The 12602-nt window shown below is 42.8% G+C and carries 9 protein-coding genes; 5 read left to right on the top strand and 4 right to left on the bottom strand.

The features are described from left to right. Window positions 1-423: 423 nt before the first annotated feature. From rpoE to GKZ87_01340, 3 genes are read right to left on the bottom strand one after another with little or no spacing between them, the layout of a single operon-like run. Window positions 424-744 carry a DNA-directed RNA polymerase subunit delta gene (rpoE, locus tag GKZ87_01350; GenBank protein ID QSI24241.1) on the bottom strand — a complete coding sequence of 107 codons (321 nt, stop codon included), beginning with the start codon at window positions 742-744 and terminating at the stop codon, window positions 424-426. Window positions 745-763: 19 nt separating this feature from the next. Continuing rightward, complete coding sequence (locus GKZ87_01345) at window positions 764-2407, bottom strand: arginine--tRNA ligase (protein QSI24240.1); 1644 nt, start codon at window positions 2405-2407, stop codon at window positions 764-766. Next, window positions 2404-2820 (bottom strand): DUF1934 family protein, encoded by a 417-nt coding sequence (locus tag GKZ87_01340; protein QSI24239.1) that lies wholly within the window; start codon window positions 2818-2820, stop codon window positions 2404-2406. Before GKZ87_01340 ends, GKZ87_01345 begins: the two co-directional genes overlap by 4 nt. A gap of 731 nt (window positions 2821-3551) precedes the next feature. Between GKZ87_01340 and GKZ87_01335 the strand changes: the two genes are divergently transcribed. From GKZ87_01335 to GKZ87_01325, 3 genes are all read left to right on the top strand, one after another. Next, entirely contained in the window at window positions 3552-5414 is a 1863-nt protein-coding gene (locus GKZ87_01335; protein QSI24238.1) for a penicillin-binding protein, read from the top strand. Between the two features lie 177 nt (window positions 5415-5591). After that, a complete protein-coding gene (locus GKZ87_01330; protein ID QSI24237.1) occupies window positions 5592-6836 on the top strand; it encodes a hypothetical protein in 1245 nt (414 codons plus the stop codon). A 261-nt stretch (window positions 6837-7097) separates the two neighbouring features. Next, the gene (locus GKZ87_01325) at window positions 7098-8279 is read left to right on the top strand and encodes a hypothetical protein (protein QSI24236.1); all 1182 of its coding nucleotides are present in this window, start codon (window positions 7098-7100) and stop codon (window positions 8277-8279) included. A 470-nt stretch (window positions 8280-8749) separates the two neighbouring features. On the opposite strand, the gene GKZ87_01320 is transcribed toward GKZ87_01325, so the two are convergent. Next, window positions 8750-9859 carry an amidohydrolase family protein gene (locus GKZ87_01320; protein QSI24235.1) on the bottom strand — a complete coding sequence of 370 codons (1110 nt, stop codon included), beginning with the start codon at window positions 9857-9859 and terminating at the stop codon, window positions 8750-8752. Window positions 9860-10148: 289 nt separating this feature from the next. Between GKZ87_01320 and GKZ87_01315 the strand changes: the two genes are divergently transcribed. Continuing rightward, the gene (locus GKZ87_01315; protein ID QSI24234.1) at window positions 10149-10850 is read left to right on the top strand and encodes a response regulator; all 702 of its coding nucleotides are present in this window, start codon (window positions 10149-10151) and stop codon (window positions 10848-10850) included. Between the two features lie 11 nt (window positions 10851-10861). Then, window positions 10862-12574, top strand: a complete 1713-nt coding sequence (locus tag GKZ87_01310; GenBank protein QSI24233.1) for a GHKL domain-containing protein — start codon at window positions 10862-10864, stop codon at window positions 12572-12574. Window positions 12575-12602 lie beyond the last annotated feature (28 nt).

Genomic DNA, 12602 nt, shown 5'->3' with positions numbered 1-12602 from the left:
CATATTTGTTGTTCCAATACACAGTCAACGCGGATTTATGGGATATGTATTCAGAATCAGGGAAAGCGTATGGGATTATAATACAACTATAGCAGTGCATTCGTTATATGTTTTTATTGCTCCCTGTTTCCTTAAAGCTGTGAATGATACTTCTGCGTGGTTATGCTTTATACCAGATGTCTGCTGCTCATTCGCGCTAAGTAAAAAGTTATACAGCTGTTATCCTCTATGTATAGCAGCATCCTTCAAACAGTCTTTTTTAAGAGGATGATGGTATGCAATATTTCTATTTATCAAACAGGACAGCTTCTTCGTATTACCTTATAAAAGCAGATCGCGTTCTTTCACCGTTATCGCCTGTGATGCTTACTTTTCGCATTTTGCATAGCATATTTGACGAAAAGAAAAGGGATGATATCCCTGTTAGAATTCTTCATCCCCTGCTTTTGCAGCTTCCTCTTCTTCATAATCATCATCGGTTTCTTCATCGATAAGAATTTCTTCTGTATCCACGACAACCTCATGGTAGGTGTGGCGTTCTCTGAGATCCCATTTGTTCTCCCCAATGTTCACAAACCGGTCATCCAGTGACAGATCACTGTAGAACTGTGCAATGTTGTCTTCCTCCTGCTGCTTCGTGAATGCCATAACCTGACATACCTCTTCCCACAGCTTCAGGAATACGGTTGCTTTCTTTTTCGTAGACATTAAATCATATGCTACATCGACCATAGACTTTTTCATAATAACTTTTACGTTCCTCCTACATTTTTTCAATGGCGTCAACGCCGATCAGATATAAAGCATTTTTCAATGTGATTTTTGTGGCCTTCAACAGTGCCAGACGCTGGGAAGAAAGCTCCGGCTGCTGAGGATCATTTACCTTACATACATTATAGAAGCTGTGGAAATGCTGAGCCAGCTTCTGAATATAGTTGCAGACCTTATGCGGTGCACGGGAGCGTGCAGCATCACTGACAACATTCGTAAATTCATTGATATACTTCATCAATGCGATTTCCTTTTCATGTGTCAGCAGCTCAAAAGACTGCGCTTCCGCAATTTCGGAAGCCTGCCGCAGAATGGAACAGATACGGGCATGTGCATACTGTGCATAATATACAGGGTTGTCATTGCTTTGTTTTCTCGCCAGACCAAGGTCAAAGTCCAGGTGCGTGTCCACAGCACGCTGCACAAAGAAGTAGCGTACAGCGTCAACGCCCACTTCCTCACAGAGCTCCCGAATGGTGACTGCATTGCCAAGCCGTTTACTCATTTTGACCTCTTCGCCGTTTTCAACAAGACGTACCATCTGTATAATATCGACCTGCAGCTTATCCGGATTATTTCCCAGTGCCTCAATACTTGCCTTCAGCCGGGGAATGTATCCATGATGATCTGCACCAAGCAAATCCACGAGCATATCAAAGCCACGATCCAGCTTATCCTTATGATATGCTATATCCGGTACCAGATATGTATAGGAGCCGTCTTTTTTTCTAAGAACACGATCCTTATCATCCCCGAATTTTGTAGTCGCAAACCAAAGAGCACCATCTTCCTCATAGGTAAGCCCTTTTTCATGCAGTACATCCAGTGCCTTCTCCACCTTACCAGCATCACGAATGCTTTGTTCACTGCTCCATACATCAAAGTGTACACGGAAGTTATCCAAATCACGACGGATTTTATCAAGCTCAAATGCAATTCCTTTTTCTTTAAAGAATTTCAGATTTGCATCATTGTATTCCACATATGCATCCTTATACTCATCTGCTATCGCGATTGCGATATTTTTTACATCCTCACCATGATAACCATCTTCCGGCAAGTCAAAATCCAGTCCAAGATGCTCGCGATATCTGGCCTGCAGACTTTTTCCAAGGTTGACAATCTGATTCCCTGCATCATTTACATAATATTCACGACATACATCATAGCCGCTTGCCTTCATCAGACGGGTTATGCTGTCGCCCCATGCTGCACCTCTGGCATGTCCCAAATGCAGATCTCCTGTCGGATTAGCAGAAACATATTCCACATTTACCTTCAGACCTTCTCCATCATTGTTGTGTCCATAGCTGTCCTGCTCATGCAGAACTCTTGTAATGATTTGTGCAAGGGATGTGTTTTTAATCGTAAAGTTAATAAAGCCCGGCCCTGCTATTTCACAGCGCTCAATATCTGCAGCATCCTTATCCAGCGCCTCGACAACAGCTTCTGCAATTTTACGCGGATTGTTTTTCAGCATTCTGGTTAATTGCATTGCCACATTGGTTGAGTAATCTCCATGGCTTTTATCCTTCGGTATTTCAATAACGATGGATGCCGTATCCAGTTCTGTATCAAATGCTTTTTGCACGGCGTTCTTCAATGCCTGTTTCAAGTTGTTTTCAATCTGATTCATGCCTGTTCCTCCTTTATGATCCAAAGGATACGATATCCGTCAGTGACTTCACCGCCGCTTAGAATATCATATTCAATGGCTATAATATTTTCTTTTTTTATATATTTATGCGTAAAAACTCCAATATCGATCGTTCCAAATTCTGACAGAAGAGATCCTGTTGTCTCTAACTGATGCCGAAACGACAGTCGGGTTATGATTTCACCATCCCTTATGATGCGAAGCTCGTCTTCGCCGGCCTCAACACTGACCTGTGTATCGCTGTGTCCTTCCGTGTAAGAAAGCCGGATACAACCGTCCGTATTAGAAAAAAAAGCCTTTCCTTCAAACATGAGGTTTCGCTCTCCAGTGTAAAGATGTTTCTGTTTTACTACGATATGCTTTTTCATGCTGTCACCACTTATCATGAGCATTATAGCAGAAATTGAATATCGTGCAACCTTTTTTTCACTTTTTCTCTTTAAAATTTTAACTCCCTGTTTCTTTCATAAAACCTTCGATTGTCTGTTTTCCCTTTATAGACATTCATAGTATACTTTTGGAATATACTTGTTATCGTGAAATTATATTATAAAAGTAGAATATCATTTGATACTCCACTTTTATAATAAGGTATTTCCTGTACCATTTCATATCCTGTGAATGAGTATGCCAGCTGTATTCTATTTATCTGATTTTTCATTAGAGAGAGCTTTTGTGAATAGAAAAAGTCTTCCTTATATTATATAGGAGCATATCCGATTTCCATACTTTTGATAAAAACTCTTCCTTATATTATATAGGGACTATCAAAAAGTCTTCCTTATAATATATAGGTCGAATCCGAATACCAGTTATTCAAATATACGGGCATTTATATCGCTATTTCTATTTGATTGATTTTTATTATATTTATTGTATATTCTATTTTTATAATATAAATATCTGTACTTTAAACTGACATAAATTATGTCTTCAAAAATACGATAAACGAATCGGATGCATAAAGATATCAATCAAGCTGCTGTTTCATATGTACCACCATCATTATAATAATAGTTATATATTCCTATTTTATAATATTTTCTCATATGGTAAATCACTTTTATATTTTGTGTTTAAAGCACGCGCAAAAGCTCACACTAATAGCATACGAGGTGTTGTTATGAAAAGAATCCGGAAGCTGGTGTTTGGAATGCTGTTTGTCCTGCTCACGTTGATTATATGCGTCTATGCCTATGCGCTGTTTAACAGACTGCCGCTGGATGAGCAGAGAAAGAACATTACGATTTACGATGTGAACGGCAATGTCATATATGAATCAAATTTTAAGAAAAATATGAAATGGACATCCATTGACGATATTCCCGAGTTTGTTCAAAATGCATTTGTCAGTGTTGAGGATAAGCGCTTTTATTATCATGCCGGCTTTGATCCGGTCAGAATTATCAAGGCGCTGGGAACCAATCTGCTTCACGGTGATATCCGTCAGGGAGGCTCCACCATTACACAGCAATATGCAAAGAATCTGTTTCTGACAAATGAGCAGACACTGTCCAGAAAGGTACAAGAGTTTTTTTATGCAGCCCGTCTGGAAATGCAATACAGCAAGCAGGACATTCTGGAGGGATATCTGAATACGGTCTATTTCGGCCATGGGGTATATGGTGTAAATGCAGCAGCGGAATATTTCTTCGATAAAAAACTCAGTCAGCTCAGTATAGCGGAAACTGCCATGCTGATTGGAATCCCAAACGGCCCGAGTATTTACTCACCATTTTTGCATAAGGACAATGCCATTAAACGAGAGCATCTGATTCTGGGCATTCTTAAGAACAATGAAGTTATTACAGCATCCCAATACGACAAAGCCATGAAAGAGGAGCTGAAGCTATCCACCAATGTGAATATCAGCACGTATGGAATTGATGAATATTACATCGATGCAGTAATACAGGAGCTCAGCAAGCTCAACATTGATTTGAACCGGGAAATTCATGTGCATACGTATTATGATCCAAAGGTGCAGATGCAATTAAGCAATGCTGTCACAAAGCATGTCGATCTTACAAGTGAGCTGGAGGTAGCCGGAATCATTACGCAGCCGTTTACCGGAAATGTCATGGCTATGGTCGGCGGAAAGGATTATACGATTTCTCAATACAACCGTGCCATCTATTCCTCACGCCAGGTCGCCAGCACGATCAAGCCGCTGCTGTATTATTGTGCATTGCAGCAGGGCTTCACACCAGCCACACAGTTCACCTCACAAAAGACCACCTTCCGTATTGCCGACAATGAAGAATATGCGCCATCCAATTACGGCAATGTCTATGCGAATGGAAACATCTCCATGATCAATGCGATTTCCCTCAGTGATAATATTTACGCGGTAAAGACACAGCTCTTTCTTGGCGTGGATACGCTGCATAACGCATTACTGGATTTCAACATCCGTCAGTCCTCTCCAAATCCAAGCGAGGCACTGGGAACCGTCAATATGTCCTTGCTGGAGCTGAGCCGCATATACAACACCTTTGCATCCGAGGGTCTGTATGTTAAGCCTGCCCTGATTTCTCATATCACCAGTGGAAGCGATGTCGTTTACAAACGGGAGGTACAGCCGAAACGGCTGCTGCAGCGTGACGAGACGCTGATCCTGAATCAGATGCTGACCTCCACGTTTGATATTCGCAATAAATCCTACACCTTCCCAAGCATGTATGGACATGAGCCGGATGTAAAGGTCGCTGCTAAATCCGGAACCAGTGACTGGGATTCCCTGGTTATGGGCTTCAACCCGGAATATACCGTAGGCATCTGGAGCGGCTTTGATGATAACCGTGCATTGGAAAAGCAGTATTACACCATCAGCAAGGATATCTTCAAGGACACCCTGAATGGACTGTATAAAAACCGCAAGGGTGTCTGGTATCAGCCAAGCGATGCTATCGTGGAAAAACGTGTTGACCCCATCAGTGGTACAGAGGATTCCAATGGCTCGCTCTACTGGTTCAAAAAGGATTAAAAGGATTTTTTTCAAAAAAATTATCAGGAAGCCCTGTAGTTGTTGAAACCGTGATGAATAGGAGACTATTTGCATGTAATCACAGCAGCTGTCCGCCTTTATTTTGAGAATTTTACAGAAAATGGGTTTGCAAAAAGGATTTTTCTCTGTTAGAATGCAAAACTGTGAGGTGACAACATGAATTTTATTGAAAAAAATACGAAAAAAGTGGCGCTGATTCTGTGCCTGGCAACAGGTGGAACTGCAGTCACAACTGTATATGCTGCCACGAATGCGGACGGATGGCATGGAACCGGAGCGGATCGCATTTACAAAGAGGAAGGTGCTGTCAAGACCAGCTCATGGCTGTTCGACGAAAGCGGCAGCTTCTACCTGGATGCAAACGGACATCCGATAACAAGCGAATGGAAGACCATCAACGGCTCTGTGTATTACTTCGATGCCGAAGGACACCGTGTGAACGGAAAACAGGTTATTGACGGACATGAATATCAGTTCCAGAAATCCGGCGTACTGCTGACTGGCTGGAATCAGACCAAAACATCCTATTACAGCGAATTTGGTGAAAAGCTGAATGGCTTACAGACAATCGAAAAAGTCCAGTATCTGTTTGATCAGGACGGAAACATTGTCAAGGGATGGCAGACGGTTGACGGAAAGAAGCTGTACTTCAAAGAGGACGGCTCTCTTGCGACAGCAAAGACAGAGATTGACGGGAAGTCCTATAACTTCGCCAGTGACGGCTCTTTACAGAGTGGCTGGGTGAAGAAAGACGGAGAAAAATATTATTACGACAAGTATGGCTTTATGACAAAGGGCTGGAAAACCATTGACGGAAAGAAATATTATTTCAACCGCAAGGGTCAGGCAGCTACCAGTACGAAATACGCAGGCTACAAGTTTGACAAAAACGGTGTAGCTAAGAAAATCAAAGAGAAGAAAAAAGAAGAAGCAACAGAAAGCAATGAAAATGTACAAAGCACACGTGCAGCAGGAAACAGCTCCGCACAGAGTGCAGGCAGCTCATCATCCTCTGCGGCAAATCTGAATCCGGCAGGCTCCGGCAGCAACTCCAGCGCAGCAGGTATCGCGGCTTCCATGGTCGGCTCTCCCTATGTTTGGGGCGGTTCCTCTCCGGCAGGCTTTGACTGTTCCGGATTAACGTCCTACGCATATGCACAGGCAGGCATCAGCATTCCCAGAACTGCAGGCGGACAGGCAGGTGTTGGTTCACCGGTATCCTACGGCAATATGCAGCCAGGCGATCTGATTGTATGGAGCGGCGGAGCTCACGTATCTATTTACGTGGGTGGCGGACAGATGGTGCATGCGACAAACCCAAGTACAGGAGTTATCACATCTTCTGTAAGCTACTGGAGCAATAACAGCGGGCAGAGCATTACAGCAATCCGCAGACCGTAAAAAGACTATTACATCAACAAAAGGGGCTACGGCTCCTTTTTTGCATATTGGACGCTGAACGGACGGAAAACGGAAGAAATACAAAAATATTTCATAAAATTTTTAAAATTTTCTAAAAATGGGTTTCAGCCTATAAACAAAGCTTTAAAAGGGAATCGCAACAGGGTTTGAAAGTGACAAAAACGTAAGTTTTCAAAAATTAGGGGTTGCAAATAAAAAAACGCTTTGTTACAATGAGGGCGTTGATGTCGAGGTGATAACATGAATTTTATCGAAAAAAACACAAAGAAAGTTGCTTTAGTTCTGTGTCTGGCTACAGCTGGAACTGCAGTAACTACGGTATATGCGGCACAAAATTCTGATGGCTGGCACGGAAGTGGCACGAACAGAGTCTACAAAATGGAAGGCCAGGTAAAAACTAGCTCATGGGTATTTGATGAAGCTGGAAGCTACTACCTGAACAGCGAAGGTCATCCGATTACAAGCTCCTGGAAGGAAATCAACGGTTCCACCTACTACTTTGATGCAGAAGGTCACCGTGTGAATGGAAAACAGGTTATCGACGGTCATGAATACACATTCCAGAAATCTGGAGTATTGCTGACTGGATGGAACGAAGTAAAGGATACATATTACAACGAATTTGGAGTAGCTGTTACTGGTGTACAGAAGATCGATAACAAAACTTACAACTTCGGCGATGATGGGAAACTGGTTACTGGATGGACTAAAGTGGACGGAAAGAAAGTTTACTTTACAAAAGATGGTTCTCTGGCTACCGGTGAAGTTAGCATCGATGGGAAAAAGTACAACTTCAACGATGACGGTACGATTACAACCGGATGGGTGAAGAAAGACGGAGAAAAATACTATTACACGAAATACGGCTTCATGACAAAAGGCTGGAAGACGATTGACGGTAAAAAGTATTATTTCAACAAAAAAGGTCAGGCTGCAACTAAGACAGAATATGCTGGTTACAAGTTTGACAAAAACGGTGTAGCAAAGAAAATCAAGAAAAAAGAAAAAGCTGATACTACAGACAACGATAGTAAAGCTGTAAGTGAAAGCAATGGTTCCACAAGCTCTAGCAGAAGCAGCGGTTCTCAGAACCTGGGTACTGCAGACGGTGGAATTGCATCTGCTGCATTAGCTCAGCTTGGTGTTGGACAGGACTGTACAGCATTGGCTTCCAATGCACTGGCTGCTCAGGGAATCTATTTCCATGGTTGGCCGGCAGAATACATGTCACTGGGAAGTGTTACAAGCAATCCGCAGCCAGGTGATTTGATTTACTATGATGATGCTGGTGCCGGTGTTCCTCATATCGCTGTGTATGTTGGTAACGGTCAGGCTGTTCATGGTGGATGGAAAGGCGGAACTACCGTAGAAGCATCTGCTTATATCGGAAGTGGCCCTGTATTTATCCGTGTAAACAAATAATTTGTGTAGAAAAAGAAGGCAAATGCCTTCTTTTTTGTATTATATGTCCCATCATAATTCTTAATATTTCTTAAATCCGTATTTTTATTCATTTTAAGCGACTTTTATCAAAATCACCAATTCCAGTATTTAAGCAAACAGAAACACCGCTTAAAACGCATTTATGAGCCTCTACGAATAGGCGATTCCTTGTTGTATGCTTCTATGCCTGGTTTTATACCTTGCAGTACTCACTATAGGGATTAAAAAAAACGCATAAATTCCCCTATCCCAATGACCTTACTAAAAAAACAGGAGGCTCTGACATCCTCCCGCTTCCATGACGTCCGCACTTCCTGTTTATTAAATGATTCATAAGCCTTCCATATTCGTTTATGCTATCAATCGCTTCCTGCTTATTTAGCATATTCGATTTCCTTCTTGTGCATATCAGTTGTCCCATACTCATAATACATATCCACTCCATCGTATTATAAAGCACTTCTGCCGTTGATAATAACCTCCTTTACATTCATATCATGACTCAGAATCACAAGATTGATATTTTTACCAAGTCCGATATCATGCGCATAGGTTTTCATCATTTTTGCAGCATTGGTAGAACACATACGGATACAATCGGAAAGATCATATCCCTCCTCCTTATACAGGTACTGGAATATATCCAGCAGATCACAGCTGCTTCCCAAAAGGATATCATCTCTGTATACTGCACCATTGCGTACCACACTGCCATCCGCAAGCTCGTATCCGTTTGGATAATTAAATCCGGAGTATGGCGTGCCGTCACTGACCGCAATCACACGGCTGCAGCCAAGCAGACGGATAACCCATTTCAACATTTCCCTTTGCATATGAACTCCGTCCATAATAATCTCACACAGACAATTTGATAGAAATACAGCGTCCATCATTCCCGGATGACGATGTGTAAGCTCCGGCATCGTATTTCCAAGATGGGTAATCTGTGTGGCTCCACAGGCAAAGGCTTCCCTCGTCTGATCAAAGTCCGCATTTGTATGCCCCAGGGAAATCTCGATTCCATACAGATGCAGCAGCGATATTGCCTCCATTGCATTTTTCACATCCGGTGCAATCGTCATGATTTTTATATCCTCGTGATATTCTGAAAGAAAATCCTCCAGCTCTCCAAGATGGATCTCCATAAGATTCTCTTTTTTCATAGAGCCGCGGCGATCCGGATTCAGATACGGGCCTTCCAGGTGCACCCCTTCATAGCGCGCTCCCCGATAGTCTCCCTGAAACGCCTTCCGGTATGCATTCAGGATTGTACGAAATTCATCCAGTGATCTGGCAGATATTGTAGGACAGAAAGAAGTTATCCCGCGCTTGGGATATTCCAGAGCCAGTGCATGCAGATTTTCGATATCCGTATTTTCACAGGAATAACCATGAAATCCATGCGTATGGATATCCACCAGTCCAGGTATTGCGATATCACTCACCATATGCGGTGTTTTGTAATCAATCCGTTCCACAAACCCGTCTTCCAGATGCAAGTCTCCGAATACCATGGTACCGTCCTGCATAAATTTTATATTTTCAATGATTCGTTTCATACAAACACCCCTTCTAACCTTAATTGTATTTCATTGGAATCCCTTTTACAAGCAATTACAATCACTTCTTTAGAAAATCTTTTGAAAAGCCGCCATCGTTCCTTAATACTTTTTCTGTATACTGAAACCAGGAGGACGGATTATGAACATACTGGATATAATGATACTGTTTATCGGATTCAGCCTTGCCGGAATTCTCTGTCTGCACACCTTTGATCAGCATGCATTTTATGAAAAAATAAGAAAATAATGCATATGTGTTGTATAATGAAAAAAAAGGAGTTATACCATGAGTTCTGTCATACTAATTGCTGAAGATGAGGCATCCATTGCGGATGCCATAGAGATTTATTTGAAAAGTCAGGGATATCAGACCCTGAAGGCAGCCAACGGAGCCGCCGCATGGGAAATAGTGGAAAGCACTCCTGTAGACTTAGCAATCATTGATGTTATGATGCCGGTTATGGATGGAATCGCTCTAACCATGAAAATCAGAGAGACCTACGATTTTCCCATCATCATATTATCTGCCAAATCCGAGGATATTGATAAAATTACCGGTTTGAATATTGGTGCAGATGATTATGTAACGAAGCCGTTTGTGCCAATGGAGCTGCTTGCCCGTGTTCATGCCCAGCTGCGAAGGCATATGCGTTACCGTCAGCTCCTGGAACAAAAGCAGGAGGTGGAGGACAGTCTGCTTCTGGGTGGCATAGAGCTGCATCGCAAAAGCAAAGAGGTTTTTGTGGATGGGGAGCCCCGGCGGCTGACACCGATTGAATTCCGTATCCTGCAGCTGTTTATGGAGCATCCGGGACAGGTCTTTTCCAGTGATGATATTTATGAGCATGTGTGGAAGGAAGCCGCTGTCAATACGGAAACTGTTATGGTGCATATCCGGAATCTGAGAGAAAAAATTGAAATCAATCCCCGTACGCCCCGCTATATTAAAGTTGTTTGGGGTGTCGGGTATAAGATTGAAAAACAGTAAGAGGGTGCAATATGAAAAAAATACACTGGATGACCATGGTTCTCTGGACAGGAATCGTATCTGCTATTATTGCCATGTTTCTAATCTTTCCGTCTTTAGACGGGAAGGCGGTTGATGATTACCGGGACTACTACAGGACTACACGCAGCTGGAAGGAAACGGATTCCTACGGCAATACGTATATCCGCGAGCCAAACGATGATGAGATTGCTTTGGAATACGTCTATCTTGACGACTATATGGAGCCTGCACTCATGCGTATCACCCTGTTAGTAGGAGCGCTGTTATTTGCATGGTCAATTCTATTGCCGTACAAACGGGCCGTAAAGAGCAGCTTTTACCGCTTTTTCACGCAGAAGCTGCCATATGAAATTACACTTATCGCCGCCCTGCTTGGATTTTTCCTATACAAAAGCAAGGGAGCAGAGCTGGTCTTTCATATGTTCCGGCTTCCGGATAATTTTACAATCGATATCGTATCCGCAGACACCTGGCAGCTCGCTAGCTATTATGTGCTGCAGATTGCTTCGCTTACCGCACTGTTTGTCGTGCTTTCCGGATGCGGCTATGCCCTGCGTTCCATGCTACACAACGGGATAAAGCAATCCCTGCAGCAGCACTCCCTGCTCTTACAAAACTCTGTCCTGCTCAGCAGGCAGGCGAAACGCCTGTATCACTTTATTATCGGCTTTGACATTCACGATGCAAAAGAACGCCGACTGCTTGCTTCTTTGTTCCTGCATGCTATATGCATCATACTTTGCTGTATGTTCTGGGATCATGGGCTTCTTTCCCTGCTTCTGATTGCGGCGTATTGCTGTATCCTGTATTACATACGACACAAGCAAAACAATAAAATGAAAAAAGATTACCTTACTCTGGAAACCATCATTCAGCGGGTAGCCAACGGGAATTTTCAAACAGATATCGAGGAAAGTCTGGGCATGTATGAACCATTGAAAAGCAATCTGCAAAATATCGAAGCCTCCTTTCAGGATGCGGTTGCACAGGAGGTTCGTTCCCAGAATATGCGTACGGAGCTGATAACCAATGTATCGCATGATTTGAAAACGCCGCTGACCTCTATGATCAGCTATATCGATCTGTTGAAAAACGAGGAGCTGCCGCAGGAGGAGCGCTCACGCTATATTGCCATATTGGAAGCCGGCAGTAACCGCCTCAAGCATCTCATTGAGGATTTATTTGAAATCAGTAAAGCCAGTACAGGTAATATTCAGCTGGATACGATGGATGTTGATCTGATTTCCTTAATCAGACAGGTGGAAATGGAATGTGAAGCGTTATTAACGGAGCATGACCTTACCATACGCAATACCTTCTGTGAGGAAAAGCTCATTCTTCCTCTCGATCCGCAGAAAACCTTCCGCATACTGGAAAATCTGCTTGTCAATGCCGGAAAGTATGCCCTTGAGCATACCCGCATCTATATCAATGTTGAAGAGACTAGGGAGGATGTTCTTATTTCTATTAAGAATATTTCTGCCACCGAGCTTGATTTTAACCCTGGCGACATCATGGAACGCTTTCAGCGCGGTGATAAGGCGAGAAATACGGAAGGAAGCGGTTTGGGGCTGGCAATCGCAAAAAGCTTTACTGAGCTTCAAAACGGCCATATGGAAATCAGTTTTGATGCGGATTTGTTCAAGGTACTGCTGTCCTTTCACAAGCCAAAGCATGTTGAAAAGAATGTGATTATACAATAAACCATCAACAGATACAATAAGCCAATGA

Source organism: Erysipelotrichaceae bacterium 66202529 (assembly GCA_017161075.1).
Taxonomy (GTDB): domain Bacteria; phylum Bacillota_I; class Bacilli_A; order Erysipelotrichales; family Erysipelotrichaceae; genus Clostridium_AQ.
Note: the sequence above shows the minus strand (reverse complement) of the source record. Positions and strands in the feature narration are given on the sequence as shown.

Bases quoted from the DNA above. Each gene is read 5' to 3' on its own strand.
- GKZ87_01310 (QSI24233.1), top strand. From the start codon at position 10,862: ATGAAAAAAATACACTGGATGACCATGGTTCTCTGGACAGGAATCGTA.
- GKZ87_01315 (QSI24234.1), top strand. From the start codon at position 10,149: ATGAGTTCTGTCATACTAATTGCTGAAGATGAGGCATCCATTGCGGAT.
- GKZ87_01330 (QSI24237.1), top strand. From the start codon at position 5,592: ATGAATTTTATTGAAAAAAATACGAAAAAAGTGGCGCTGATTCTGTGC.
- GKZ87_01345 (QSI24240.1), bottom strand. From the start codon at position 2,407: ATGAATCAGATTGAAAACAACTTGAAACAGGCATTGAAGAACGCCGTG.
- rpoE (QSI24241.1), bottom strand. From the start codon at position 744: ATGAAAAAGTCTATGGTCGATGTAGCATATGATTTAATGTCTACGAAA.
- GKZ87_01325 (QSI24236.1), top strand. From the start codon at position 7,098: ATGAATTTTATCGAAAAAAACACAAAGAAAGTTGCTTTAGTTCTGTGT.
- GKZ87_01340 (QSI24239.1), bottom strand. From the start codon at position 2,820: ATGCTCATGATAAGTGGTGACAGCATGAAAAAGCATATCGTAGTAAAA.
- GKZ87_01320 (QSI24235.1), bottom strand. From the start codon at position 9,859: ATGAAACGAATCATTGAAAATATAAAATTTATGCAGGACGGTACCATG.
- GKZ87_01335 (QSI24238.1), top strand. From the start codon at position 3,552: ATGAAAAGAATCCGGAAGCTGGTGTTTGGAATGCTGTTTGTCCTGCTC.